This is a genomic window from Streptomyces sp. Q2 (assembly GCF_056820935.1).
The window spans coordinates 99483-125969 of the sequence record NZ_JBXEJE010000021.1 but is presented as its reverse complement, the minus strand read 5'-3'; the positions used below and the strand labels follow the sequence as shown (position 1 = coordinate 125969).

Annotated in this window: 24 protein-coding genes and 1 pseudogene; 9 read left to right on the top strand and 16 right to left on the bottom strand. The window is 69.0% G+C overall.

The genetic code is table 11. The annotated features are described in order from the left end of the window. Nucleotides 1-48: 48 nt before the first annotated feature. Nucleotides 49-2073, bottom strand: a complete 2025-nt coding sequence (locus ACWBNA_RS24260; protein WP_482706607.1) for a glycoside hydrolase — start codon at nt 2071-2073, stop codon at nt 49-51. Between the two features lie 53 nt (nt 2074-2126). Beyond that, a pseudogene (locus ACWBNA_RS24255) lies at nt 2127-3760 on the bottom strand (glycoside hydrolase family 43 protein). A gap of 467 nt (nt 3761-4227) precedes the next feature. Here ACWBNA_RS24255 and ACWBNA_RS24250 point away from each other — a divergent pair. Both ACWBNA_RS24250 and ACWBNA_RS24245 read left to right on the top strand, forming a co-directional pair. Continuing rightward, nucleotides 4228-5874, top strand: coding sequence for a glycoside hydrolase family 27 protein (locus ACWBNA_RS24250; protein ID WP_482706606.1), 1647 nt, complete (start codon nt 4228-4230; stop codon nt 5872-5874). 45 nt (nt 5875-5919) lie between these two features. Further along, nucleotides 5920-6057, top strand: coding sequence for a cellulose binding domain-containing protein (locus ACWBNA_RS24245; RefSeq protein ID WP_482706661.1), 138 nt, complete (start codon nt 5920-5922; stop codon nt 6055-6057). Between the two features lie 84 nt (nt 6058-6141). Here the strand turns inward: ACWBNA_RS24245 and ACWBNA_RS24240 are convergent, their stop codons facing one another. The 4 genes from ACWBNA_RS24240 to ACWBNA_RS24225 form a co-directional block, all read right to left on the bottom strand. Next, the gene (locus ACWBNA_RS24240; protein ID WP_482706605.1) at nt 6142-6258 is read right to left on the bottom strand and encodes a hypothetical protein; all 117 of its coding nucleotides are present in this window, start codon (nt 6256-6258) and stop codon (nt 6142-6144) included. Nucleotides 6259-6271: 13 nt separating this feature from the next. Next, a complete protein-coding gene (locus ACWBNA_RS24235; RefSeq protein WP_482706604.1) occupies nt 6272-7243 on the bottom strand; it encodes an HpcH/HpaI aldolase/citrate lyase family protein in 972 nt (323 codons plus the stop codon). After that, complete coding sequence (locus ACWBNA_RS24230) at nt 7233-8450, bottom strand: CaiB/BaiF CoA transferase family protein (protein ID WP_482706603.1); 1218 nt, start codon at nt 8448-8450, stop codon at nt 7233-7235. The genes ACWBNA_RS24235 and ACWBNA_RS24230 overlap by 11 nt, the downstream gene beginning before the upstream one ends. A 178-nt stretch (nt 8451-8628) precedes the next feature. Next, nucleotides 8629-9555: a LysR family transcriptional regulator gene (locus tag ACWBNA_RS24225; protein WP_482706602.1), complete on the bottom strand. Its 927-nt coding sequence runs from the start codon at nt 9553-9555 to the stop codon at nt 8629-8631. 182 nt (nt 9556-9737) lie between these two features. Between ACWBNA_RS24225 and ACWBNA_RS24220 the strand changes: the two genes are divergently transcribed. The 3 genes from ACWBNA_RS24220 (at nt 9738) to ACWBNA_RS24210 (ending at nt 14225) form a co-directional block, all read left to right on the top strand. Beyond that, nucleotides 9738-11183 carry a CitMHS family transporter gene (locus tag ACWBNA_RS24220; protein ID WP_482706601.1) on the top strand — a complete coding sequence of 482 codons (1446 nt, stop codon included), beginning with the start codon at nt 9738-9740 and terminating at the stop codon, nt 11181-11183. A 173-nt stretch (nt 11184-11356) separates the two neighbouring features. After that, nucleotides 11357-12751, top strand: a complete 1395-nt coding sequence (locus ACWBNA_RS24215; protein WP_482706600.1) for a prolyl oligopeptidase family serine peptidase — start codon at nt 11357-11359, stop codon at nt 12749-12751. A gap of 202 nt (nt 12752-12953) precedes the next feature. Next, nucleotides 12954-14225 (top strand): poly(ethylene terephthalate) hydrolase family protein, encoded by a 1272-nt coding sequence (locus tag ACWBNA_RS24210; RefSeq protein ID WP_482706599.1) that lies wholly within the window; start codon nt 12954-12956, stop codon nt 14223-14225. 212 nt (nt 14226-14437) lie between these two features. Here ACWBNA_RS24210 and ACWBNA_RS24205 read toward each other — a convergent pair whose 3' ends face one another. The 4 genes from ACWBNA_RS24205 to ACWBNA_RS24190 all read right to left on the bottom strand — a co-directional run bounded on the left by ACWBNA_RS24205 (nt 14438) and on the right by ACWBNA_RS24190 (nt 17165). After that, nucleotides 14438-14773, bottom strand: a complete 336-nt coding sequence (locus tag ACWBNA_RS24205) for a hypothetical protein (RefSeq protein ID WP_482706598.1) — start codon at nt 14771-14773, stop codon at nt 14438-14440. A gap of 48 nt (nt 14774-14821) precedes the next feature. After that, entirely contained in the window at nt 14822-15352 is a 531-nt protein-coding gene (locus ACWBNA_RS24200; protein ID WP_482706597.1) for a hypothetical protein, read from the bottom strand. Nucleotides 15353-15686: 334 nt separating this feature from the next. Next, nucleotides 15687-16592 (bottom strand): pyridoxamine 5'-phosphate oxidase family protein, encoded by a 906-nt coding sequence (locus ACWBNA_RS24195; protein ID WP_482706596.1) that lies wholly within the window; start codon nt 16590-16592, stop codon nt 15687-15689. Nucleotides 16593-16607: 15 nt separating this feature from the next. After that, nucleotides 16608-17165 (bottom strand): TetR/AcrR family transcriptional regulator, encoded by a 558-nt coding sequence (locus tag ACWBNA_RS24190; RefSeq protein ID WP_482706595.1) that lies wholly within the window; start codon nt 17163-17165, stop codon nt 16608-16610. 174 nt (nt 17166-17339) lie between these two features. On the opposite strand from ACWBNA_RS24190, the gene ACWBNA_RS24185 reads away from it, so the two are divergent. Beyond that, complete coding sequence (locus ACWBNA_RS24185) at nt 17340-18215, top strand: GNAT family N-acetyltransferase (RefSeq protein ID WP_482706594.1); 876 nt, start codon at nt 17340-17342, stop codon at nt 18213-18215. Nucleotides 18216-18393: 178 nt separating this feature from the next. Here the strand turns inward: ACWBNA_RS24185 and ACWBNA_RS24180 are convergent, their stop codons facing one another. The 6 genes from ACWBNA_RS24180 to ACWBNA_RS24155 all read right to left on the bottom strand — a co-directional run bounded on the left by ACWBNA_RS24180 (nt 18394) and on the right by ACWBNA_RS24155 (nt 23748). Continuing rightward, nucleotides 18394-19209 (bottom strand): class I SAM-dependent methyltransferase, encoded by an 816-nt coding sequence (locus tag ACWBNA_RS24180; protein ID WP_482706660.1) that lies wholly within the window; start codon nt 19207-19209, stop codon nt 18394-18396. Nucleotides 19210-19463: 254 nt separating this feature from the next. Next, nucleotides 19464-19823 (bottom strand): STAS domain-containing protein, encoded by a 360-nt coding sequence (locus ACWBNA_RS24175; RefSeq protein ID WP_482706593.1) that lies wholly within the window; start codon nt 19821-19823, stop codon nt 19464-19466. Continuing rightward, nucleotides 19820-21088: a PP2C family protein-serine/threonine phosphatase gene (locus ACWBNA_RS24170; RefSeq protein ID WP_482706592.1), complete on the bottom strand. Its 1269-nt coding sequence runs from the start codon at nt 21086-21088 to the stop codon at nt 19820-19822. The genes ACWBNA_RS24175 and ACWBNA_RS24170 overlap by 4 nt, the downstream gene beginning before the upstream one ends. Continuing rightward, nucleotides 21088-21897, bottom strand: coding sequence for an alpha/beta fold hydrolase (locus ACWBNA_RS24165; protein WP_482706591.1), 810 nt, complete (start codon nt 21895-21897; stop codon nt 21088-21090). Before ACWBNA_RS24165 ends, ACWBNA_RS24170 begins: the two co-directional genes overlap by 1 nt. Nucleotides 21898-22149: 252 nt before the next feature. Continuing rightward, nucleotides 22150-22617: a hypothetical protein gene (locus tag ACWBNA_RS24160; RefSeq protein ID WP_482706590.1), complete on the bottom strand. Its 468-nt coding sequence runs from the start codon at nt 22615-22617 to the stop codon at nt 22150-22152. Between the two features lie 426 nt (nt 22618-23043). Continuing rightward, nucleotides 23044-23748, bottom strand: coding sequence for a MerR family transcriptional regulator (locus ACWBNA_RS24155; RefSeq protein ID WP_482706589.1), 705 nt, complete (start codon nt 23746-23748; stop codon nt 23044-23046). Between the two features lie 272 nt (nt 23749-24020). On the opposite strand from ACWBNA_RS24155, the gene ACWBNA_RS24150 reads away from it, so the two are divergent. The 3 genes from ACWBNA_RS24150 (at nt 24021) to ACWBNA_RS24140 (ending at nt 26432) form a co-directional block, all read left to right on the top strand. Next, nucleotides 24021-24635: a DUF6230 family protein gene (locus ACWBNA_RS24150; RefSeq protein ID WP_482706588.1), complete on the top strand. Its 615-nt coding sequence runs from the start codon at nt 24021-24023 to the stop codon at nt 24633-24635. Nucleotides 24636-24751: 116 nt separating this feature from the next. Further along, nucleotides 24752-25237, top strand: coding sequence for a DUF6114 domain-containing protein (locus ACWBNA_RS24145; protein ID WP_482706587.1), 486 nt, complete (start codon nt 24752-24754; stop codon nt 25235-25237). Between the two features lie 739 nt (nt 25238-25976). Beyond that, nucleotides 25977-26432, top strand: coding sequence for a hypothetical protein (locus ACWBNA_RS24140; RefSeq protein WP_482706586.1), 456 nt, complete (start codon nt 25977-25979; stop codon nt 26430-26432). The last annotated feature ends 55 nt before the right edge of the window (nt 26433-26487 follow it).

Genomic DNA, 26487 nt, shown 5'->3' with positions numbered 1-26487 from the left:
GGGTGGGGAGCGCTCCCGGGCCGGACGCGCTCCCCTCGGCACAGTCGGTCAGCAGGTCGAGTTGGTCTGGGTCAGGAGGCCGAGCCGCCACGGAAGGAGGTTGTAGTCGCCGCCCGCGTTGGGATTCATGCCCTGGTAGAGGTACTGGAGCCGGCAGGAGGGGATGGTGAGTGTCTGGTCGTAGCCCGCGCGGATCATCTCGCCGTGGCTGATGTCCCGGGTCCAGGCGCCCGCGGGGAAGCTGACGTTGTTCGCCCGGGCGAAGGGGTTGCTCTCGGATGCGGCGAGCTGCGTCCAGGAGCCGGCGAGGCCGGAGGAGGTCCAGGATCGGAAGTAGCGCCGCCCGTCGGAACCGATGGCCTCAACGAGGAGCAGGTACTGGTTGCTGCCCTGCACCTTGTACACGTTGCTCGCTTCGAACAACGCGTATTTGGAGTCCCGCAGGGCGATGACCGTGTTCGTGAACCCGTTCGGGAACTGGCCGACGGTCGTCTGCGAGCGGTACAGGTGTCCGTTGTCGTCGGAGGAGAACAGGTAGCAGTTGGCGCTGTCGCAGATCACCCACATGTCGACCCAGTAGCCGTTGCCGATGTTCTGCTTGATGATGTCCGGCATCGACGAGAAGAAGTTGCGCGGTGCGCTCCACCCGTTGGGGTTGTTGATGTCGGGGTTGGTGGAGTACGAGGCGTTCCCGGTCTGGTACACGAGGTACCACAGCTTCTGCGGCGCGTTGTAGAAGACCTGCGGCGCGGCCCGGTAACCGGCCCCGATGGCGGTGCGGTCCAGGTAGTGGTGTGTGGCCGAGCCGGCCTGGGACCAGTCGCTGAAGTTCAGGTAGACCAGGTTGTAGCCGGTGGAACTCGCGGTACTGGCGAACACGTGGTACTTGCCGTTGTACTGGACGACCGTCGGGTCCTTGAGGCCGGCGATGCTGTGCGTCGCGTCGGACTTCGGCCCGATCAGGGCGCCGCTGGAACTCCATGAGTACCTGTTGGGCAGGGCGGCGGCGTCGGGGGCGATGCGGGTGGTGGTGGGTGTGCCGCCCAGCGTCGTCAGCGCCGCGTTGTAGGCCGGCTTCTTGTTGCCGTTGCGATCGAACAGCAGCGGGTTCTCGTTGCTGCGCCAGGAGTCGCTGTCGCGGATACCCCAGACCGTGATGCCGGTGCAGCGCGCCACGTTCATGCAGGCCCTGACCGTGTTCGCGTACGCGGTCGGCGACGCCTGCGCGATGTCCAGTTCGGTGATCTGGACGTCCACACCGAGTGCGGCGAAGCTCGAGATCGTCGTCTGGAAGCTGCCGGGAGGGCCGCCGGCGCCGAAGTGGGCCTGGAGGCCGACGCAGTCGATGGGTACTCCGCGTGCCTTGAAGTCGCGCACCATGCGGTAGACGCCCTGGGTCTTGGCGGCGTTCCAGTCGTCGATGCTGTAGTCGTTGTAGCAGAGCTTGGCCGCCGGGTCGGCCTTCCGGGCCGTGCGGAACGCCTCTTCCAGGAAGCCGTTGCCCAGCACGTCCCGGAAGACCGAGCTGCGGAGCTGGCCGCTGCCGCCGTCGGCGAAGGCCTCGTTCACCACGTCCCAGGAGTGGATCTTTCCCTTGTAGTGGTTCGCCACGGTGGTGATGTGGTTGTTCATCACGGATCGCAGGGTGTTCGCGTCCCTGATGGAGCTGACCCAGCCGGGCAGTTGGGAGTGCCACACCAGGGTGTGGCCACGCATGCGCTGACCGCGGGACAGCGCGCGGTTGACGATCTGGTCGCCAGGGCCGAAGTTGAACGAGCCGCGGGAGGGCTCGGTGGCGTCCCACTTCATCTCGTTCTCGGGCGTGACCGAGTTGAACTCACGGTCGAGGATGCCGGTGTACGTACGGTCGCCGAGCCGGCCTGCGGCCACGGCGGTTCCGAAGTACCGCCCGGACTGGGCCGCCTGGGCGCCCAGGGCGGAGGCCCGAACGGTGTCGCGTGCGTCGGGCACGTCGGGCGCGCCGGTCGCGCTCCCGGGTGTCACCAGGACGGTCGCGGCCAGCAGGCCCAGGACCGAGGCTCGGCGCGAGCCGAGCCGTTTCAGTGGGTTCATCGTTCTCCTCGTGGGGTGGGTGGGGGGTTGCGTGGTGCGATCGGTGGACCTCTTCAGGGCGTGGTCAGCTCGAACCGTGTGAAGCGGACCGCGCCGCCGAGTGCCTGCGTGGGTGGTGGAAGAGGGCGAATCGGTAGCCCATGAAGAACCGCCAGTCGTTGCCCAGGGAGAAGGTGGGTCCGAGGCGGGTGAAGGTGGTGCCGTCGGTGCTGTAGGAGAAGGTGCCGGGGCGTCCGGTGCCGGGACGGATGTCCGCGCTCGCGCGCAGCCAGACGCGGCTGCCCGAGACGGCCGCGCCGGCGGCCTCGGTGCCGGTGCCGGTGGTGTTCCAGTTACTGTCCATGGCCAGTCCGTTGACCATCACCACCCGCGTCGTGGTGCCATCGCGTTTGACGCCGATCCAGGCGGAGGAGTCGCGCAGCAGGGCGAGTCCCGCGCGGTCCCCGTCCCGCATCGCCGGAAAGTCGAGCTGGACGGTGGCGGTCGAGGTGGGGCCCTGGATGCGGTGGGTGAGGGTGTTGCGGGCCCAGTAGAGGTCGTCGGTGACCGTGGCGGTCCGCAGGGTCAGGCCGTTGTTCACCGACCATTTGGTGTTGTCCGGGTTGTGGTTCCACTCCCATCTCGGCTTGAGGGCTGTGCCGTCGAAGGTGTCGACGCCGGTCATGGGGGTGACCTGGCGGGGTGGGGTGGGCACGGCCGGGCTGGGGTACGAGGTGCCCCATGCGCCGTTGACGAGTTGCACCACCGGCCAGCCGTCCGCGGTCCAGGTGACCGGTGCCAGGGCGGGCATCCGGCCGCCGGGGTAGGCGTCGACGAAGGCCAGGTAGTACCAGGCGCCGTTTCGTGTCTGCACCAGTCCGCCCTGGTGCGGGACGCCGCCGCCGGGGATCGGCCCGCGCAGGTCGAGGAGGACCTGCCGCATCGTGTAGGGGCCGAAGGGGCCGCTCGACGACTTCAGGATGTACTGACCGTTCGCGGGGCGGGTCAGGAAGATGTAGTAGTGCCCGTTGATCTTGTAGAAGCGGGAGCCCTCCAGGGTGCCCACGCTCGACGGTGTGGTGAACACCTGCTGGGTGCGGACCTGGTTGCGGCCGTCGGGGGAGAGCTGGGCCACGCTGATCGTCGTGTTCCCGTACGCCACGTAGAGGGTGTCGTCACTGTCGACGAGCAGCCCGGCGTCGTAGTATGGCGTGCCGATCGTCGTCAGCCTGCTCCACGGGCCCTCGGCGGCGGTGGCCGTGTAGACGTACGTCCGGGCGAAGTCGATCTGGCCGAGCCAGTAGAAGGTCCTGTTGCTCGGCCGGTAGGCCAGCGACGACGCCCAGATGCCCCGGACGTAGCCACGGGCGCCGTTCAGGTCGTACTTGGCGCCGAAGTCGAGGACGGGCACCGAGTGACCGGCGATCTCCCAGTTCACCAGGTCGTACGAACGCAGGACGGGCGCGCCCGGCGAGTAGTGCATGGTCGAGGCCGAGGCGTAGAAGGTGTCACCGACGCGGATGACGTCGATGTCCGCGAAGTCCTGCCAGATCACCGGGTTGGTGAAGGCCGCCGCGGTCGCGAGGGTCGGCCCTTGGGCGGAGGCGGCGCCGGTGGCCGCTGTCGGAGGGAGCAGGGCGCCGGCGGTCAGGCCGGTGGCGGCCGTCAGTGCGCGGCGACGGGACAGGACGTGATGAGTCCATGACATCTGCACGGTTGGCGTTCTCCTTCTGTGGCCCAGCCGTTGATGGTGGGAGTGGTCCGGAGGTGCCCTGCTGGTTCGCGCGGAGCGGCTGCTCTGTATACGAGATCTCGAACGCGGATCGGCTTGCCGAGCATTCTGGATGATAGGGGGACGGTGAATCCCGTCAATACCTCTCGCATGAATCGTCTGCGGCTTCGAAACATTCGAAGATATTTGATCCCATGTCATCGCAGGCCAGTTGCCCGAATGATGCAAATATGCCACCTTCCACGTCTCTGTATGGCCGGATCGTGGAGGCGGTGCGGTGATGGGTGTTGACATGTTCGATGGCCTCCCTAGTATCCGTGAGGCCAGTAGCGTCCCAATGGATCGCGAAATTTCGAGCCCATCACTCACCTGTTTTGTGTCATGGACGTGACATACATCCTCGTGTCACCCGCCCATGGCGCCCTTCCGTGAAGGAGCCCTTAGTGCCCAGACGATCAGGCGGACGACTGCTCCGCCTCCTCGCGACCATCGTGCTGACGGTCACCGCGTCCGTGACGGCTTCCGCCCACTCCACCGCCTCGGCCGCGCCCGGCAGCCCGGCGCTCACACCACCACTCGGCTGGAACAGCTGGAACAGCTTCGGGTGCGGGATCACAGAGGCGCAGGTTCGCCAGGCCGCCGACGCGATGGTGTCCTCGGGCATGCGCGACGTCGGCTACCGGTATTTGGTGGTCGACGACTGCTGGTTCGACCCGCAGCGCGACGCGGCGGGCAACCTGCGGTCCAACCCGACCAAGTTCCCCAGTGGGATGAAGGCACTCGGGGACTACATCCACAGCAAGGGACTGAAGTTCGGCATCTACCAGGTGCCGGGCGAACGCACCTGCGCGCAGACCAGCGGCAGCTATCCCGGGTCGACGGGCAGCAGAGGGCACGAGGCCCAGGACGCCGCCACGTTCGCCTCGTGGGGCGTCGACTATCTCAAGTACGACTGGTGTTCCTCCAGCGGTACCCGCGACGAGCAGGTCGCGCGGTTCACGCTGATGCGCGACGCCCTGCGTGCCACCGGGCGGCCGATCGTCTACAGCATCAACCCCAACAGCTTCCACGCCATCACCGGCTCCACCTACGACTGGGGCGAGGTCGCCGACCTGTGGCGGACGACCGAGGACCTCCTCGACATCTGGCAGAACGGCAACACCAACAGCTATCCGATGGGCGTCGGCAACGTCCTGGACGTCACCGCGCCGCTGGCGGCGCAGTCCGGCCCGGGGCACTGGAACGACCCGGACATGCTGGTCGTCGGCCGCCCCGGCCTGTCACTGACCGAGTCCCGCTCCCACTTCGCCCTGTGGGCGCTGCTGGGTGCCCCGCTCATGGCCGGCAACGACATCCGCACCATGTCCGCCGACGTGAGCGCGATCCTGCGCAACCCGCGTCTGCTGGCGGTGAACCAGGATCCGCTGGGCGCGGGCGGGCGCAGGGTGCGCGACGACGGCAGCACCGAGGTGTTCGCCAAGCCCCTGTCGGACGGCTCGGTCGCGGTGGGCCTGTTCAACCGGGGAGGCGGCACGGCGACGGTCACCACGACAGCGGCACAAGTCGGCCTGTCCGGCGGGCCGTTCACCCTCACCGACCTGTGGAGCGGCGGCACGACGAGCACGTCCGGGCAGATCTCCGCGAGCGTGCCGGCGCACGGCGTGGCCGTGTTCCGGGTGACCGGCGGCAGCCCGCTGGCCGCCACCACCTCGCGGCTGCGCGGCACCGGATCCGGCCGCTGTCTGGACGTGGACAACGCCTCCACCGCTGCCGGGGCCACGGTGCTGCTCTGGGACTGCCACACGGCTGCCAACCAGCTGTGGACCACGTGGGCGGGCGGCGAGATCCGCGTGTTCGGCGACAAGTGCCTGGACGCCTACAACCAGGGCACCGTCAATGGCACCCGGGTCATCACCTGGTCCTGCAACGGCCACGACAACCAGAAGTGGACCGTCGGCTCCGACGGGTCGATCCGCAACGTCCACTCCGGCCTGTGCCTCGACACCAACGGGGCCGGCACCGCCAACGGAACCCCGCTGGTCCTGTGGACCTGCAACGGCCAGACCAACCAGAAATGGACCCGCGCGTGAGCAACCGCGGCCTCGGAAGGGGCGTTTCACGATGGCGAGGGCAAGATCCCTGAAGAACGGGAGAGCCACGCCGCGATCGCTCCAGGCGCGTCCGTCGACATCGGTTTCCAGGCGACCCACACCGGCAACACCGCTCCGCCGAGCTCCTACACCCTCAACGGCACGGCCCGTGCCATGACGTGAATGCGGCGAAGTGACCCACGCTTCGTCGCCGCCCGACCTGGCGCTCTTGGCTCCGGCCGGGCACCAGGTCGGGCGGCGCCGTTGTCAGGAGGTCGTGATGGCCTTCTTGGCGTAGTCCCGTGCGAAGGCGGTGATGAACTGCTGGTACGGCGTCCAACGGTTCGGGCCTGCGTCGCTGCCGTCGGCGTACGTGGCCCGCATCGACGCCGGCACGTCACCCCGGGACTGTGGCCTTGGCCTGCGCCCCGTGTCGTTCGAGCACAAGGCGGGCCGTACGGGCCATGGCCTCGTCGACCATCTCACCTTGGAAGGTCACGGCGCCCGTCCCTTCTCTCTGTGCCGCCTCGACCGCCGCGATCAGCTCCGCGCAGCGGGCCAGTTCGGCGGAGCTGGGAGAGAACACCTCGTTGATCACGGGGACATGGGAGGGATGGATCGCCATCATGCCCTCGTAGCCGAGGGAGCGGTTCTGTTCGGCGAAGGCACGCAATCCCGGCAGGTCGGTGATGCGCGTCCACAGGCCGCTGACCGGGCACGGCACTCCGGCTGCCCTGGCGTCCAGCAGGACGCGGGAGCGCAGTGCCACCGTTTCGGTTCCCTCGGGGCTCCAGCGGTAGCCGACGGCGCGTTCCACGTCGCCGCCGGGGGCGCTGAGAGCGCCCAAGTAGGCGATGCGAGAGGCGGCTTGGGCGATGTCGTAGGCCTCGCGCAGGCCGCGCGCCGTCTCCAGCAGCGGCATCAGGGCGATGTGTCCTGGCGGCAGGCCCTGTTCCTGTTCGCACCAGCCCAGCAGCCGGTCGGCAAGCTTCACGTCCTGGGCGCAGCGGACCTTGGGAAGGACGACACCGGCGAGCCCGGGACGTACGACCGCGCGTAGTTCCTCGGCCCCCGCCCAGTCGTCCAGCGGGTTGACACGGACGAACAGCGCCATCCGTCCCGCCTGCTCGGCCGCGGTGGCGGTGGCCCGTGCGACGGCGTCGGCCACCTGCGCGCGGGCGGCGAGCTTGTCCGCGGGGGGTACCGCGTCCTCCAGGTCGAGGATGACCGCGTCGGCGCCCGCCGCCCTCGCCTTGGGCAGCCAGTCGGTCCTGGTGCCGGGGACGAAGAGCAGGGAGCGCAGCGGGGGCCGGTCGACCACTCCCGCGTTCACCTCGTCAGGGCTCTTGGAGGACTTGCTAGATGACATCGCTCTTCTCCAGATCGGCCAGCTCGTCCGCGCTGAGTCCGAGCCACTGCCCGTAGACCAGGTGGTTGTCCTGCCCGAGGGCGGGCCCGGTCCGCCAGATCCGCCCGGGGCGCTGCCGGAAATGCGGGATCACCGCCTGCATACGCACCGGGCCGAGATCGGGGTCATCGACGGTGACGATGTCTTCCCGTTCGGCGTACACGGGGTCGGCGGCGATGTCCGCGGCGTCGAACACCCGTGAGGCCACGACCTCGGCACGGGCGAACTCCTCCAGGCACTCGCCGGTGTCGCGTTCCGCCACCCAGGTCCGCAGGCCCTCGTCCAACTGTTCGCGTCGGTCGTACTGTTGCTGAGCCGTGGTGAACTCCTCCTCGGGGAGTCCCAGCAGGCGGGCGATGTTGCGGACCGAGCGCAGCGTCGCGGAGGTCACCGTGATCCACTCGCCGTCGCGGGAGCGGTAGGTGTTGATCACGGCCCCCGGGGCGACCGCCAACTGGTTGCCGGAGCGTGCGGGCACTCGTCCCAACTGGTCGTGGACGATGACCTGCCACTCGACCAGACGGAACAGGGACTCGAACAGAGCGAGGTCGATCCACTCGCCGTCGAACCCGGGGTCGTGGTCGCGGCGGTGGAGGGCGGCGAGGACGGCGTAGGCGCCCATCAGGCCGGTCACGGCGTCGCCGTGCGAGAAACCGGTGTGCACGGGCGGGCCGTCGGGAAAGCCGGTCAGGTGGACGACTCCGCTGCGCGCCTCACCCACCTTGCCGAAGCCGGGGGCGTCCGCCTGTGACGAGGTGGCGCCGAAGCCGGAGATCTGCAGCAGCACGGCCCGGGGGTTGATCCGGTGCACGGATTCCCAGTCGAGTCCCCAACCGTGCAGGCGCCCTGCGCGCAGGGTGACGATGACGACGTCCGCCCAGGCGACGAGCCGGTGGGCGACGAGCCGGCCGGCCTCGTGGTGCAGATCGAGGGTGACCGAGCGTTTGTTGCGGCCGGCGACCTTGAACCACAGGGGCACCCCGTCACGTTGGGGCCCCATGGCGCGGGCCGCGTCTCCGGCGCCGGGGGGTTCCACGTGTACGACGTCGGCCCCTTGGTCGGCGAGCATCGAGCCCGCCAGCGGACCGGCCACCACATGGGCGAACTCGACCACTTTCAGCCCGTGCAACTGCCCGCTTCCGGTGGTGTTCCGCTCGTCATCCGACACCGCTGAGCTCCCTTGCCCTGCCGTTGCGCGTGGGTCCCCGACGGCTCGTCCGCGTTGGCGCGGCACGGCCGTCGCCGTCGTCCTCAGACTGCCGGAGCGCAGAAATGCCTGTCGAGCAACAGAAGGCCATCAATCAATGCGAAAAACGCATGAATCAGAGAGAGGTTGGTACGCGGCCTCAAGCCCACGAAACCCCGGGCGGAAGCGGTCGCCGCTGGAGGCGGAACTCTTCGAGCGTCTGCAGGAACCGCTCCGTCACGGTCGGGAGCGTTCGTCGAGCGCGCAGCGCGATGTCCAGGCGCCGGTCCACCACGGGGTCCACCAGAGGACGGCAGACGACCGACCCGGCACCCATCAGCGGGAGCACGAGGGCGGGCATCGCCGACACCCCGAGGCCCGCGGTCACCAGTCCCCCCACGGTCGCGATACTGCCCGCCTCGGCCGCCGGTACCGTGTGCGCGTCGATCTGGGCGAAGGCCGCGTCGGTGAGCCGGCGCACGCTCGAGTCGCGCCCGACGGCCAGGAACGGCTGACGAGCCAGGTCGTCCCAGGCGATCTCGCGGCGGTCGGCGAGCGGGTGCCCTTCCGGCAGCACGGCGACGAAGCGGTCCCTGACCAAAGGGCGGTGCTCCAACTGCTTCGGCGGGTTACCGACGGTGGTGATCGCGAAGTCGGCGTCGCCGGACAGCACCCGGTCCAGTACCGACCGCTCCAGGCCGTCGAGGAGTCGTACCGCCACCTGTGGCCGCCGCTCGCGGAAGTCGGAGATCACCTGCGGCAGGAGCACCGCCGCGACGGAGGGAAGGGTGGCCACGGCGACCGTTCCCGACTCGCCCAGCAGGTATCGCCTGAGTTCCTTCATGCCCGCCCGGTGAGCGCCGACGATCTGCTCGGCGACACGCAGGGCCTCGACGCCCGCCGCGGTCAACTGCACGTTGCGGGTGTCCCGTTCGAGGAGCTGGACGCCGAGTTGTCGCTCCAGATCCGCGACCGCACGGCTGAGTGAGGACTGGGACACGTGCATCTCCGCCGCGGCCGCGGTGAAGCTCGCGGCCCGCGCGACGGCTGTGTACGCCGCCAGTTGACGCAAGGTGGTGGCCTCCATGGCCGACGAGCATAAGGCGCCCCCGCTTGAATTGATGCGGTTAACGCATGAACAGATCTCGGTTTGATGCTGGACACCGATCCGCCGGTGCTCCGAAACTCTCGCGTAACACCTCGGCCTGCCTCCCCCGCCCAGTCCGCCCACCGCCGCCGAGGGCCGTCCCCGAGAAAGCGAGCGCCGCCATGCTGGCAGCCCTGGGCTTCGCCACGATCGCCGTCTTATTGCTGCTCACCATGACCAAACGCGCCTCGGTACTGGTCGCTCTGATCCTGCTTCCGGTGCTGGCGGCGCTCATCGGCGGTTTCGCGGGCGATCTGGGCGAGATGATCCTCGGTGGGCTGTCCAAGGTGGCCCCCACCGGCATCATGATCGCCTTCGCGGTCCTGTACTTCAGCCTGATGGTGGACGCAGGGCTCTTCGACCCTCTGATCCGTGGTCTGTTGCGCGTGGCGCGTGGCGACCCGTTGCGGATCACCGTCGCCACAGCCGTCCTCACGCTGTGCGTGGCCCTGGACGGAGACGGTGCCTCCACCTTCCTCATCACCGTCTCCGCACTGCTGCCGGTCTACCAGAGGCTCGGCATGAACCCCCTGGTGCTGTCCGGAGTGGTCTGCCTCGGCGCGGGGGTGATGAACATGGTTCCCTGGGGCGGCCCGACGGTACGAGCCATGGCTGCACTGAAGCTGGACAGTTCCGAGGTCTTCAACCCCGTGCTGCCCGCGATGGGCTTCGGCGTCGCCTGGGTGCTGGTGGCCTCCTACCTGCTCGGCCGCCGCGAACGCAACCGTCTTGCCGCGCTGACCCCGCAGGGCCCGGCCACGGACATGCGCGAGGACGAGGACGAGGACGAGCGGGACGACCGTGAACCCGCCGCTACGACGACGGTCACGGCGACCACGGAACGCGAGTCGAGTCGGCACGCCACTCCCGCGACGGCTGACGGGGAGCGTCAGGCCCTCCGGGCACCGGGGGACGGGCCCGGCACCGTCCGGGTCCCGCCACTGCCGCGGACCTGGCTGAACGTCTTCAACCTCCTGCTCACTGTCGCCCTCGTGGTCAGCCTGATCCAGGAAGTGATGCCGCTTCCGGTGCTGTTCGTCCTCGGGTTCGCGATCGCGGTACTGGTCAACCACCCCACCTGGGAACAGCAACAGGCGCTGCTCGACAAGCACGCCAAGAGCGTGGTCCTGGTCACCACGATGATCTTCGCGGCAGGCGTCCTCACCGGAATCCTCACCGGCACCAAAATGATCGACGAGATGGCCGAGACGCTCGTCTCCGTCGTCCCCGACTCCTTCGGCTCGCACCTACCCGTCGCGGTGGCCGTCACCGGCATGCCGCTGAGCCTGGTCTTCACCCCGGACGCCTACTACTTCGGCGTCCTGCCCGTACTCGCCGAGACCGCGCAAGGCTTCGGCACGGACCCGGCCGAGGTCGCCCGGGCTGCCATTCTCGGCCAGATGACCACGGGGTTCCCGCTCAGTCCGCTCACCGCGTCCACGTTCATCCTGGTCGGCATGAGCGGGGTGTCGCTCGGCGAACACCAGCGCTTCATCTTCCGCTGGGCCTTCGCCACCACCCTGGTCATGACCGCCGGCGCCCTGCTGACCGGTGCGTTCCCCCTGTGACCGGTGACCCGGGCCCGAGCGGAGTTCCCGCCGGCCGCGGGCTCCCGGCACCACCGCACATGCCGCTCAGGCTCCAACGTGCCGCCCACGTCCGGGAGTCCGGCGCAGGGCCAACACCTCCCCACACACCGGGCCCCCGGTCCGGGCGCCCCACACGACCGAGACGAGGACCCATGAGACGGATCACCAGACGTACGGCACTCGCAGTCACAGCGGGTGCCATCGCGGCGCCTGCCGTGAGCACGGCAACCGCCGCGGTCGCCGACACCACGACAGCCACATCCCAAGGACGACAAGCGGCCTCCGGGCGCAACCCCGTCCTGCGAACAGACCTCGTCACGAGGGTGACGCCGAGGAACAACTGGCTGGTGACGGCCGTCGCCCTCCAGTACTCGCATCGCATTGACCTACGCGGCGGGGTGATCCCGCCCTCGACCTTCCAGGTGACGGCCACCGTGGGCGGACAGACAGCGGCTCGCACGGTGACCCGGGTCTACCCCAGCACCACCGCAGACGTGCACGACCGGTCTCACCCCGGAAGTCCGGGGGACCGCCTGATCATCGAACTCGACCCGAACGACTCCAACGCGCGGGCCGCGGGCACCGACCCCCTTCCGCTCGACCGCGCCTACTCCGTCAGACAAGTGGCGGACGTACACACCCCGGAAGGCGAACCAGTACTCAAGGCGCGTCCGTTCGCGAGCCGGAACGACGACGTCATCACTCCCGTGGTCGACGACTTCACGGCCGGTTCCTTCACCGACTCCACGGGTTTCGAACTGGACTTCCGGCTGTACCAGCCCGAGGGATTCGTACGGAACCCGCGGACGCGCACGCGGTACCCACTCGTCGTCACCCTGCATGGCGGTGGCGAAGTCGCGGACAACAACATGACCCAGCTCACCTCCAACCGGATCGCGGTCACGTTCGCCAAACCGGAACGACAGCGCCGCGACCCCGCGTTCATCCTCTCTCCGCAGATCCCCCTGCCCCGTCCCATGGACGGACCCGACGGCACGGACTGGACCGACGCCAAGGTCCAGGCCGCTCTGATGGAAGTCATCGACACCTTCGTGAGCGAGCACTCCCGGAACGTGGACACAGCCCGGCTCTATCTCGTCGGCCTGTCCTCGGGCGGGCGAGGCATCTACAGCCTGCTGGCGAAGCGACCCGACATGTTCGCGGCCGCCCTGCCCACGGCCGGCTGGGGCGACGCGGCCACCATGGACAGGATCACCCACATCCCGATCTGGGCCGACCACTCCGTCGACGACCCGGTCGTCCCCTACCGCGAGGGCCGGTTCGGCAACCCCGGCACCTGGACACTGATGAACGCGCTGGAGACCGCCGGTGCTCGGGTCAGCCGTGGGGAGTGGGCCAACGACCTGCCGAAGGCACAGTTCGAGGCCCGCTCCCGAGCGCTCCTACGACAGGCCCGGGCCACGCGCAGTCACGTACTGTTCACGAGCTACACGCCCGGAACGACACCGGTGAACCCACACCTGGCATGGGCGCAGACGTATGAGAACGACGTGGTCATCGACTGGCTCTTCGCACAGTCCCGGTAGCCGCCGCACGCGGCGCCCCATCCCTTTCCTTCCGCACTGTGAGAGATCACCTCCCGTCGAATCCGGCAGCCCTCACAGCGCCGGCGCACCCAGCTGTCCGGTTACCGCGCACTCACCGCTATCCGGAGGTAAAGCAATGCGTCCATCCAGTAGTTCCCCTCACACGGCCGCCCCGTTACGCACCCGACCCCGCCCCCGTGCCATGACGGCACTGATCGCCCTGGCAACCACCATCGGCTTGGCGCTGACTCTGCTGACAGCCGCAGCCCCGCCGGCGGCCGCCGCCGACCTGCTGTCCCAGGGCAAACCCGCGACCTCCTCGTCCACCGAGAAAGCGTCGACTCCCGCGTCGGCGGCGGTGGACGGCCACAACGGGACGCGCTGGTCGAGCACGTTCAGCGATCCACAGTGGCTGGGAGTCGACCTGGGCACCACCGCCACCATCAGCCGAGTGGTGCTGCGCTGGGAGGCCGCGTACGCCCGCGCGTTCCGGATCCAGACCTCCGACAACGGCACCGCCTGGACCACCGTCTACTCGACCACGGCCGGCACCGGCGGCGTGCAGACCCTCGACGTGAACGGCAACGGCCGGTACGTCCGCCTCCACGGCACCCAGCGCGGCACCACCTACGGCTACTCGCTGTGGGAGTTCCAGGTGTACGGCTCCGGTGAGGGCGCACCTCCCGGCAACGGCATCCCGGACCCGACGACCGCTTCCCTGGAGGCCGCCAACGGGCCGCTGACCACCGCCACCTACACCGTTCCCAGCCCGAGCGGGTACGGCTCAGGCACGGTCACGTACCCCACCGACAGTGGCTCGTACCCGGGTGTCGTACTGATGCCGGGCTATCAGGGCACACAGCAGAACCTGCAGTGGCTCGCACCCCGCCTCGCCTCCTGGGGCTTCGTCGTCATCAACGTCGGAACCAACACACTCACCGACGATCCCGCATCGCGAGGCCGCCAGATCACCGCCGCCGGCACCCAGCTGCTCGCGCTCGGTGACGCCCCCGGCAACCCGATATCCGGGAAGCTCAACGGCACACTCGGCGCGGTCGGTCACTCGATGGGCGGCGGTGGCGTCATGGCGGCCCTCCGGGACGACCCGCGCTTCCGGGCGGGCGTGCCGACGGCCCCGTACTACCCGAACGCGAACTTCTCCGCAGTCACCGAGCCCACGTTCTTCCTGACCTGTGAAAGCGACCCCGTCGCCCACGGCAACAGCTACGCGGTGCCCTGGTACAACTCCATGTCCCAGGCCGAGAAGCTCTACATCGAGGTTCCGGGCGACCACCTGTGCCCGATGACGGGCTACGGCAACAAGGACAAGCAGGGCAAGTGGATCGTGTCATTCCTCAGCCTTTGGCTGCGTGCCGACACTCGTTTCAGCCCGTTCCTGTGCGGTCCCGTACGTGACGCCGACAAGAACGACACATCCCTGGTCACCCGCTGGATGGACACCTGCCCCCTCTGACCGGCTCGCTCGGAGCGCTCCGCGGCCCGCCGCGCAGCGCAGCGCTCCGAGCCCGCTGTCGGAGCCGTCGACGCCCCGCCACTGAACCTTGTCGCTCGCAGCATGACGGGTGACCCGAGTCGGCTGCTGCACGCCCGGCCACCTGTCCTCGCCGGTGCGACCCGTGTGCTGTGTGCGCGGACGTAGGTACCCGGTGGGAAGAGGACGTCGTTTCATTTGGCGGGTTGTGGATCGGTATCCGACACGAGTTGAGCCAGCTGACGTAGGCGTTGGAAGTAGCAGATGTCGTCTGCGTCATTGAGCAACGGCAGGACTTGGTCCAGGTTTGCGATGCGGTCGCGCAGGATCCGGTGGCGCTCTCTGTCGAGAGCGCCACCGTTGTCTTGCCAGGTGGAGGCACATCCGGCGATGCCGGCGTCCAGCAACACCATGTCGATGCCTGCCCGCTCGGCACCGCGCTGGCCGGCGGGGAAGGTCGCGTGCAGGTGTTCCTGCCACAAGCGAGCCACAACGGCTTCGCGCTCAGTAGGGTTGTTCACGCGATTCATCTTCGTGCAGCGTTCTTCACCGTGGTGGCGGGCTGAGGGAGCCGGGTGTCAGTCGTTCTGGCAGGCCCTGGCCTTGAACTCCGTTACGGGGACGGTGACTGCGGATTCGTCGCCGTTATCCGAGACGGCGTCGTAGCGGACCATCCCCGGGGTGAGCCGGTCCCGATCGGTCAGGGTGAACGAGACGCTACTCGATGACCACGAGTTGTCCTCGGTCCAGCCGTAGAGGGCGTAGGTGGTCTTGGCGGTGAGCGGAGCGAGAGATCTGTCGGCGGTCCAGCCGGCGGCAGGAGAATCGAGGGTCCAGGTGGCAAGACCGGCCGTGAGGGAGCGGTCGGCGGTCCATGAACCGACCGTCACCGTCTTGTTGGCGTCCGCGCTGTCCACGTAGAGGGTCGCGCCATCGATGTGATGTCCGCAGACCATCATGACGCCGAGCAGATGGCCGTCGGCGGTCACAGAGATGCCGGCGACGGCATCGACGGGAACCGTGCACCCTGAGGTTGAGGCCAGGGCCACGCCGAACGCGACGGCACCGCGGAAGCGCCGACCGACCTGCCGTGAAGTGGTCGACCGCATAAGTCCCCCTGCCCGGGGCGCTCATGGTGCCCCTGTCTCGGGGATGGTAGGGGAGAATGGCGCCGCTTTTCGGGCGTGGCCCTCAACCGTTGTGCGCTCGTTGCTGCCTTGTAGTTGCCTGGCCGCGTCAGCCCACCGCAGTGCCGGTGCCCAGCGCCCGGTGGTGAGGTCGTGCAGCGCTCCGCCCTCGCCGGAGAAGCCATGCGAAGCAGTTCAGGAGAGCCCCAACGTCAGGCGTATGCCGGGCAGTTCGACCTCTCAGGCGACGGCGGCCCCCTTCGCGACGGCCGGGACGATCGGCGCGTACCGCGGGGGCGCCCCCCGGTCCGGCCGGTCACGCGACGGGCGGGTTGAACCGGGAGCAGTTCTGGAGTTCCCATCGCAGCGGGCTGGCGTTGTCGATCTCGACCACGGTGTCGACGGCGAACTCCACGACGCGTAGGGCCCCGGGGTGCGCCGCGGCGCTGCGGGGGTCCCAGTCGATCCGGCCCGTGCCGGTGAGTTGAAGAGTGTGGCCGCGCTTCCAGTCGAGAAACAGCAGACCGCACGCGGGGTCGAGGTGCAGGTTGCCCAGCGTCATGTAGAACTGGTTGCCGGTGTAGTCGGGCCAGCGCAGTGTGCGGGGCCCCGCGACGGTGACGAAACCCGGCATGCCGCCGCGGTGTGACGAGTCGGCGCCGTGCTCGGGGGCGTGGCTGGCGATGAAGAAGGTGTCGGCCTGCTCGATCCAGCGTCGCTGGTCGTCGGTGAGCTCCTTGCCGGTGCGCGCCTTCCCGGCCGGCGCGGCATCGGCCGACCCGGTGATGACGCGACTCTGCAAGTACTTCGGGCAGTTGCCGAGCACTTGCTCGGTGCGCACCCGCAGGCCGTCGCCGTCACGTCTGGCCACGCCGTTCACCCGGATACGGCGCTGGGTCTGCGGATGCAGGGCGAGCACGCCGATGGCGCGTTCCTCGTCGTAGGCATGGCGGAGCGGATCGCCGGGTGCGGGCAGCCCGTCGATGACCAGGGTCCGGTCGTCCGCCGGCTGGGCGAAGCCGGGAGAACCCGTCACGATCGTCGACCAGACGGCGCCGGCGTCGTCAGCGGCTCCGATGATCAGCATCTGCTGGGCGCGGATGAAGGGGTGGAACCCGTGCGGGATCTCCGGGCCGAACATCGGAGATCCCCATCCGGGGCCGCCCTCGTGAGCCTTCCGCTGGACTGCCTGCTCACCGGGATGATCTACGGACGTTGCCATGAGGTGCCTCCTTGATCAGCGGGTAAGCAGGTCGGGCAGCTCGCCGAGGACCTGTTCGAAAACGGAAGGGTCGTCCAGGACGCGGGCTACCACCAGGGCGCCCTCGATACGGATGAGTGCGGCACGGGCCCGACTCTGCGCGTCCTGTTCGCCCGCGCCGGCCCTGGCGGCGGCGTCGGCCATGGCCTGGAGCCATGCTTGGGCGAGCCGGGTGGCGTGGGCCCTGATGTCCTGCGGCGCCCCGGTCAGTGTCATCGTGTCGAGGACGCAGGCCATGCGGCCGTCCCTGTAGAAGACCGCCATCCGCCGTGCCATCTCGGCGACGCCTTCGGCGGCATCCGGCTCCGAAACGAGCGGCTCGAGGATTTCGCCGAACCGGGTCTCCACGCTCGTGAGCACGGCGGCCGCCATGGCGGGCTTGCCCTCCGGGAAGCGGTGGTAGAGGCTCGCGCGTTGCAGCCCTACCGCCCGCGACAATTCGGAGAGCGACGCTCCGGCGTACCCGCTGGCCCGGAAGACCTCGGCGAGCCGGGCGTGGATCAGTTCATCGTCGACACTCGCTGTCCGTCCCATTCTCAAAGTTTACCGAACGTTCGGTAAAATACGAGGTCCCCTGGTGCGACGGGAGCCAGCGCCTGAGCCGCCGCTCAGGATGCTGTCCGCAACGATCTCGGCGGCGACTTCCGGCCGAGCATCGCCTGCGGACGTGTCGAAATGAAGTGGCGTCGCCGGTGGCCTGTTGGTTGGATGCCCGGCGTGACTTCTGCCGATTGTGACGATCATCCTGAGCGGGCATTGCTGGACCGGCTTGAGGAGTACTACGACGCGGTCCCGCGCCACGGCGCCCGCGTCGAGGACCACGGGCCGCTCACCTTGTTCGTGCGGGAGGGCCAGGGCTGGCCGTTCTATGCACGTCCCGCGCGAGTGTGGTCCGGACCGCTGGAGGCCACCAGCGTGCGGAAGGTCCGTGCCCGCCAGCGGGAGCTCGGGATCCCGGAGAGTTTCGAATGGGTCGCCGAGACCACGCCCGAGCTGCGGGCAGCAGTCGAGGAGTCCGGACTCGTGGTCCACGAACATCCGCTGATGGTGCTCGACGCCGGTACTCCCGCAGCGCCCTTGGAAAGCTTGCCCGGCAACATATCGGTGCGGATCGTCGACGCGGACGATCCGACACTGCCCAGCGCCCTGGCCGTGCCTCACCTCGCCTTCGCCGAGCCTGGAACCCGCGTCGGCCTCGCGGGGACACCGCAACTGGCGGAAGCAGCCGGTGCCCGCGTCGCCGACGGATCGGTGGACCGCATGATGGTGCGTATCCGGGCGGGTCTGACGGCGGTCGCCGCAGCAGTCGAGCATGGGTCGGCACTGTCGGCGGGTCAGCACCAACCGCTCGCAGGAGTCAGCGAGATCGTCGGCGTTGGGACGCTTCCCGCAGCCCGCCGTCGCGGTCTCGCACTCGCGGTCACCGCGGCGCTGGTGGCCGACGCCCGATCGCGTGGCGCGGAAACCGTCTTCCTGTCGGCAGGTGACGACGATGTCGCGCGGGTCTATTCCCGACTCGGCTTCCGCAGGATCGGTACGGCGCTGATCGCCGAACCCGCCGAACCCGCAGGACCCGCCGAATAGGTCCACTAGGTCCACGTCGCAGTGGTGTCGGGGCAATTGGGCCGGACGGCTTTGAGCTGGAGTCGGTCGCCTTCGGGTAGGCGCCGGGGTGGGCGAGGATCCAGCGCGTAACGGCCCGGGCTGACGGTGGGCGGGCGGGGGTCGAGGGAATCGATCATCCAGTGAACCGGGAGGCGCTCTACCGGCGGACCGCCGAGATCAGTCCGCCGGGCCGCTCCTCGCGCTGCGGCGGGGTGCTGATGGGGCGGCCGTAGGTGGCAGCGCGCTCGCGCAGGGTGTGGCTCTCGGCCTCCCAGCCGTGCCCGGCCAGCCAGCCCACCGGGTCGTCGGGCATCTCCGAGACCCACATGGACGCCGCCGATTCCGGCACGGCGTCCGCACCGAAGCGCTCGATCACGCCGCGCGAGCCCAACGTCAGCCCCATCCGACTGCCTGCCGCCGACTGTGTGCTGATCCGGGCCAGCAGCAGCTCCACCGCGTCGTCGGGCAGATAGATCAGTAGTCCTTCGGCGATCCACACGGTCGGCACCGTCGGGTCGTGCCCTGCCGCGGCCAGCGCGCCCGGCCAGTCCTCACGCAGATCCACCGCGACGGTGATCCGCTCGCAGCGTGCGACGGCTCGCTCCTGGCGCAGCACCGAAGCCTTGAAGCCCAGTGGCGCGGCGGTGTCGACCTCGAACAGCCGGGTGCCCTCGGGCCAGTCCATCCGGAAGGCCCGGCTGTCCATGCCGGCGCCGAGCAGCACGACCTGCCGGACCCCGGACGCGGCGGCCTGCTGCAACAGGTCGTCGAGGAACTTCGTCCTGATGACGATGGAGAACGATACGGCCAGCCGGCGGCGTTGCGCGGCCTTGTCATCGGACAGTGGCGGCGAGGAGGGCCACAGGCCGCCGGCGGTGGCGAAGGCCTGTGCCAGTGGGTCGCGGAACAGCGCGTTCTCCCGCTCGGTCTCCAGCGCCCGCACCCTGGCCACCCCCACCGCCGTGGCCCACACTCCCGACGGCTGCAAATGCTCCTGCTCATCAGTCACCGCGCCAGCCTAGTGATCGATTCCAGGGGGATCTGATGAAGGGAGCCAGGTTCGTTCGCGGCCAGCCAGTCATGGGCGCACTGACCGCCTGCGACCACTGAAACCACCATGAGGCGAAGATCGACAGTCACCCTGTGTACGCGACCGCACGAAGTGGATTGTCGGGCAGTGCCGCAGGGCTTCGACGGCCGGTGCCGCTACCGGGCTGCCTCCCCGGCTCAGTCGGTCGTGGGGCGCAAGACGGCTTCGGCGTCTTGAGCGGTGAGGTGCGTGGGGAAGAACTGGTCCAGGCCGACGAGGCGGAAGGTCCGGCTGACGCGGTCGGGGACCGCGACCAGGGTGATGGTCGCGTTCGCGGCCAGCGCATGGTTGCGGGCCGCGATCAGTACCGTGATGCCGCTGGAGTCGCAGAAGGTGAGGCCGCCGAGGTCGAGGATGAGGTGCTGACCTTCGCCCAGGTCGAGGCCGGACAGTGCGGCGTGGACGTCGGGCACGGTGTGGTGGTCCAGATTCCCAGCCAGTTCGATGACCGCTCCGGCGGGTGTGGAGCGGGTGTGGAGGGTCAGTTGCCTGGTCACTGCTGCTCTTCACGGATGGGTCGGGGAACGTGGATGGCGAGGACGGCGGTGTCGTCGTCCAGACCGGTGCCGAAGGTGTCGAGCAGGTCGCGGACCGCGCTGATGGTGTCCGAGGCGGTGGTGGGGGCGAGTGCGCGGCCGAAGCCGAGGAGGGCGTCGTCGCCGTAGCGTTCTCCGCCGTCGGCGGTGGCGTTCGTGCGGGCTTCGGTGAGGCCGTCGGTGTGCAGGAGCAGGGTGTCGCCGGGGGAGAGGTGGAGGGCGGTGGTGGCGATGTGGGCGTCGGGCAGGACACCGATGAGCTGTCCGCCGGGAGTGTCGAGGAAGTCGGCGGTGCCGTCGGCGCGCATCAGCAGGGCGGGTGGGTGACCGCCGCTGGACAGGGTGACGTGGAAGCCGCCGCGGTCGGGCTCGGGGGTGAGCAGGCCGAATACGACGGTGCAGAAGCGAGGGTCGGTACCGTTGTACTCGTGGTTGAGGACCGTGTTGAGGTTGCCGAGCACGGCAACTGGATCAGGGTCGTAGACAGCGGCGGCACGCAGGGTGTAGCGGGCCAGTGAGGTGACGGCCGCCGCGGCGGCACCCTTGCCGCACACGTCGCCGAGGAAGAATCCCCAGGTGCCGGCGGCCAAGGGGAAGAGGTCGTAGAAGTCACCGCCCACCTCGTCGAGTGAGGCGAGGTGGTAGTGCGCGGAGACGTCCAGGCCCGGCACGTTCACCAGTGCGGGTGGCAGCAGCGTCTTCTGGAGGGTGGTGACCAAAGTCCGGAGGCGGTCGCGTTCCTGATCGGCTTCCTGGCGGGCCCGCAGCAGCTCGGTTTCGTAGGCACGGCGATCGCGAGCGTCGAAGATGGTGGTGCGGATCAGCAGTGGCTGTCCGTCGCTGCCCGCTTTCACCGTGGAGCTGACCAGGACCGGCAGGCGGGAGCCGTCGGCGGCCGTCAGTTCCAGGGCGATGCCGCTGATCTCGCCCTGCATCCGCAGCAGGGGGGCGAAGTGGGTCTCGTGGTAGAGCCGGCCGCCGACGGTGAGCAGGTCGGAGAAGTGCTTGCGGCCGACCAGGTCGTCGCGCTGATAGCCGAGCCAGTCCAGCAGGGTGGCGTTGACCCTCGCGATTCGGCCGTCCAGTTGCGTGGACAGGTAGCCGCAGGGCGCGTGCTCGTACAGATCCTCGGCACTGTCCTCCAGCAGAGCGGAGAACTGCGCCTGCTCGTCGGCTGGCCGCCCGTCTCCCTGCGGTCCGCCCCCTTCATCGTTCGTCTCGCACATCACTTGAGGGCTCCCGCGAACGCGGCGATGGCGGCGGCGGTCTCCTCGGGAGCGGCGAGCTGGGGGCAGTGCCCGGTGGCGTTCAGCGTGACCAGCTGGCTTCCCGCGATCTGCGCGTGGACGAACGCGCCTACTTCTGGCGGGGCGATCGCGTCACGGGAGCACTGGGCCACCAGCGTAGGCACCCCCACGTGAGCGAGGTCGGCGCGGTTGTCGGACAGGAAGGTCACCCGGGCGAAGACCCGCGCGATGTCCGGATCGGTACGGCAGAAGCTGTCGGTCAGCTCCTCGCCCAGCTCCGGCCGCTCCGGGTTACCCATGATCATCGGTGCCATCGCACCCGACCATCCCAGATAGTTCGCATCCAGCGACTCCAGCAACTCCCCGATGTCCCCGACGCTGAACCCGCCCCGGTAACCGGTCTCAGGGTCGTCTACGAAACACGGAGAGGGAGCGAGAAGGACCAGCCCGGCGAACGCCTCGGGCTCCCGCGCGGCGGCCACCACCCCCATCATCGCGCTCACCGAATGCCCCACGAACGTCACCGCGCCGAGCGCCAGCTCGCGGCACAGCTCCAGCACATCGTCGACGTATCCATCGAGCGTCGAATACCGCTCCTGGCTCCACGCCGACAGATCGGAGCGTCCGGCTCCGACGTGATCGAAGAGAACGACCGTGAAGTCGCGCTCCAGCGCCGGCACCACCAGGCGCCACATGTTCTGGTCGCATCCAAACCCGTGTGCCAGCATCACCACCGGCCCGCCGGCCCGCCCGGTCACCGTCACGCGATTCCTGTGGCGCACATCCATACCGCCATCCTTGCAGAGGGCCGGCTGACGGCCCAGCTGGACCAGGTACGCACGGCGCCCGACGAGCGCACGGCGGCCCTCCAGCGGCTCCGTCTCCGGGTGGTCCCCGGCGGTTGCTTTGACCAGTGAGTACGGTTTCACCTCACGCCGACGTGATATCTGGCCAGGGCCAGGGTCAGGGCCAGGGCCAGGTGCGCTGCGCTGCACTGGGCTCGGGGATGTGGAGCCGGGACTCTCTCCGGCCGCCACGCGTCAGGTGTAGGAGGTGTCGAACGATCCGATCCACCATGCGGCCAACGGCAGGACGCACACCTGCACGCCGGCCGTGGTCCAGCACCGGGACAGAACAGCGATGCCGAAGGTCCACCATGCTGTCGTGCGCAGTGCGCTCACCACGCCGGTCTGGTAGTTCTGCCCGGTGGGATTCATCATGCCGGGGTAGCCCATCCAGTCCTCGGTGAAGATGCCGTCCGACCCGAACACGATGGCTGCCGATACCAGCCACAGGTCGGCCAGGACGGCGACCACGGCGAGTGCTACGTCGAGGCGCAGGAAGGCGGGCGTCGGCACCAGCAGTCGTACCGCCGGGTGTCCCTGGAGTCGCACCCAGTCCTGCGACCAGATGCGCACCAGCGTAGTGAGGGCATACACCATCGCGGCGATGGCCGCCGCCCACCCACCCAAAAAGACCAGTCCGAAGAACAACATCGCGAGACTCACGCCGGGCCAGATGCCGCACCTCGCCGGAACGGTTCCCTCCGAATCCAGGACAGGGAGTCGGCAGGAACTACAACTGACCTGCGAGACGGTCGAGTTGGTTCAGTCAATAGGACGGTGCCGATCCACGTTCGGCCCGCGACGGCTTTTGACCGCAGGCCGGTTCCCGTCGGGGTCTGAACCCGGCGAAGAGGGCCGAAGTGCCTTTTCCGCGAGGCGCTTCGGCCCCTGTTGCGTCTTCCCGGCGTGACCGGGGTACGTGCGCTGCCCGCCGTGTCCCGCCGCCCGCCGGTTGATCACCCCGCCGAGGGTTCACCCGGTTTCTAACCGCGATTGCCGCGACGGTCCTGCTGGCCGGCCGACCCGAATTTCTGTGGGAGGCCGGTCGGGGGAGTGTCCCCCGGGACAGCGCAGCACTCCGCAGGATGCTCACCCTCGGCCGCACGCACGGCGACGATGGCGACGGTGGTTCGCGTCCTCCTGGGCCAGTCGCCGCAGCAGCCTGACGACCGGCTCGAACAGCACGGTGAGGACCACCGCTCGCTCGGCGAGGGCGATGCGGTCCTCGATCCCGTCGAACTGCGCGAAGTCCAGGTCCGCGGTGGATGTGGCGAGTTGTGCGTAGGGGATGAGGTCGTCGGCTGTGTAGTCGGCGCCGAGGCGGCTCAGCGCTGCGAGACTTTCGGCGAGGGCGGGGCGGTGAGGTGACGCGTCGGAGATCTGCCAGCCCATGTTCTCGATGAGAGTCTCGACCCTCGCGGTGGCTCCGCCCGGCACCGGCTCGTCGGTGGTGCTCTGCAGTCCGGGGCCGTCCTCGTCGTCCACGCCGTTCTTCTCGTTCGTATCGGCCGTGCTCGCGGAGGGGACGGGCAGTGCGTGGTGGACGACGCCCAGGGTCTCGAACGCGTCCAGTGGGCGGTCGACAGCTTCGAGCACTTCACGGGTGCGGGCGACGGAGAGCCCGCCGAGCTGGATGAGTGAACGGATCAGGCGGAGCCGCTGGATGTGCTCCTCGTCGTATTCGACCGTGGTCGGGTTCAGTGCGCGGCCCTCGGGGAGCAGCCCTTCCCGTCGGTAGTACTTGATGGTCGCCACCGGTACGCCGGACCGTCGGCTGAGCTCTGAAATCCTCATGCGCTCCCTCACGCTCAACTGTCCCACCAGTATCGCGTTACCGGGGGTTGCCCCGTGATCTCGATAGTGCCACTATCAGGTACTCGGTAGTAACACTATCGAGTGCCTATCCGGTGTGCCCGCTTCTCCCGTGTGCGTGGACAACATGCTCTGCGGAAGCCGCCTGCATCGCCGCGGCCGCACACCCGGCCGTAGTTCTTCCCTCGCCCCGGCCCGGGCCAGAAGGTTCCGGTCCGGTCGTCCCGTACGCCTCGACAACGGAGAACCACACCATGTCCCAGCGAATCGGCAAGACCCACTGGAAGCGCTTCGCCGTCGGTGCGGTGCCGACAGTGGCTGCCACGGCCGCCGTCGCCGTATCCATGGCCCAGGGCGCGCTGGCCGCTTCGTTCAGCATCTCCGGTTCCGACTTCAAGGTCTCGGCCGGCTCCCTCAGCGGCACCGGATTCGCCAACTACGCCACGGTGGACGTCGCCAAGAACGGCAAGCACGTGCCCGTCTCCGTCTCGTCCATCAAGAACGCGAAGATCATCGACATGTGCCAGTCCGTCCCGGTGGACATTCCCGTCCTCGGGACGTACACGATGACGCTCGAGGCCGGTGGATCGGGTACGCCGGTCAAGGCCAAGGACCTGTACATCGACATGACCGACCTCCAGGCGAAGAGCGGCACCTTTAAGAACGTCGACATCGGTATCGCCACCGGATCCCTGACCAAGGGTCAGGTCAATCCGAAGGACCACGTCGATCCCAACGGCTATGCCCAGCAGGCGGACTCGGTCGAGATCATCGATGCCCACCAGAAGGTCTGGGCCACGACCGCGGGAACGTTCGAACTGGCGGGCCTGCACATGAACATCGAGGCCGGCCGCCACGACTGCTTCTGACCTCGGCCGGCCCCGTCGTCTCCGGCGCGTGACAGCGATACGGCGACGGTCCGGGGCGTCGGCGTCCCCACCCCCTCACTGACACCATGACTCGCTCACGACTTGGGAGCTGCCACATGACGAGTGCCAGCGCACTCGCGCACCCCCACAGTGACAGCCGCTTCGCGCGCACCCGCCGGGACTTTCGGGCCTGGCGGCGCACCCGCCCCTTCTGGGCGGGCCTGCTGGTACTCCTTGCCGCCGCGCCCATCATCTACTTCCCGTACTTCCACCTCTCCCTGGGCGCCCTGTCCGTGGCGATGTCCACCACCGCGGGAGCGGGATCCCTGGTCATCGGCCTGACGCTGATCGTTCTCGGCGGACTTCTCTGGTTCCAGCCGGTCATCCGGTTCTTCGCCGGCTGCGTCGCCGTCTTCCTCGGTGTGCTGTCGCTTCCCATCTCCAACTTCGGCGGGTTCCTCGTCGGCACGCTGTTCGCGGCCACGGGCGGGCTCCTGGCCCTGGCGTGGGGTCCGGCGGACGGGCACCCGGCGGACGTATCCGACGGCGTGCAGGAGTCGTCAGGCGCCGTCGATCCCGAAGGAGGTCCGGCACATGCATGACCCGTCACCCGGCACTCGCGGTGAGGCCGCACAACCCCGCTTCGCCGGGCCGCCGCGAGGCCGGCACGCCATTTCCCGCACGTCCGCGCTGACGCGCCTGCGCCTGCCGCTCGGGAAGGCGCTCGTACTGACCGCGCTTCCGACCGCCCTCGTCCTGGGAAGCCAACGTCCGCCCGCCGCCGACACAAGTGCCACCGCCGCTCACTCCGTTCCCCAACAGGGGCCGGGCGCAACGGGAACCAGCGGCGTCGACTGCGCCCGTCCCGACGGCACGACAGCCCCTGCCGCGGCGACACCCGCAAGCCCCCCTCCGGCCGCTGCTCCCAGCGCGTCCAGCGGCCCCGCGAGCCACGCGTCCGTCAAACCGTCGGAGCACCTGGCCGATGACGAGACGGGGCCCGGGCGGGCTCCGACCGCCACCCCGCTCCCGACCGCCTCACCGAGCGCGAGTTCGGCCACCACTGGCCTCGCGGACCTCCTTGGTCCCCTCTTCGGTGACGACACCGAGCGGCACAGTCCGGCGCCTGACCCGAGTTCCTCACCGAGTCCGGCCTCTTCGACGGCACCGGCCACAGCACCGTCCGAACCACGGCCGCCCTCGCCCCACGCATCACCCGCGCCGAGCCGCCGGACTGCCGGGCCGTCGCCCCGACCGGAGACCCATGAGGAAACCGCCCGCACCTGCGACATCAGTGATCTCAAGGCTCCCGAGGACACGAGAGCCGGTCGTTTCGCCGCCGTGCCCTGGACGATGAAGGGGAGCCGCCTCGCCCTGCACGACCTCGTCTTCGGCGGTGTGGTGACCGTGGACACGGCCGCCGGACCCAAACGAGTGCTCAAATTCTCCGCAGCGACCGTCACCATCCGCGACCTGAAGATGGCAGTACCCGTCGGCCCGCAGATCCAGCACATCGACGGAGCGCCCGGCTCGACCTCCACGCTGCGAGGCGACGGCATCACCATGTACGTCGAAAGCCTGACGGGCACCCTCTCCGGCGTCGAAGGCATTCCCACACCGCCCGTCCTCCGCCTGCACCTCACCCCCGACACCGTGCCGGAATGGCTCTACGACACGGTCGGCAAACTCGGCCTCAAGCTTCAACTCAGCCTGAACGACGCCGACATCGACCAGGCCGGACAGACAGGCGGAGTGCTCACCGTCCCGGGAATCCACGGGTACGGAACGCCACGGTGAAGTCGGCGGCACCTTCCGGACGTCCGAGGGATCCGCAGCGGCCGGCATGGAGTAG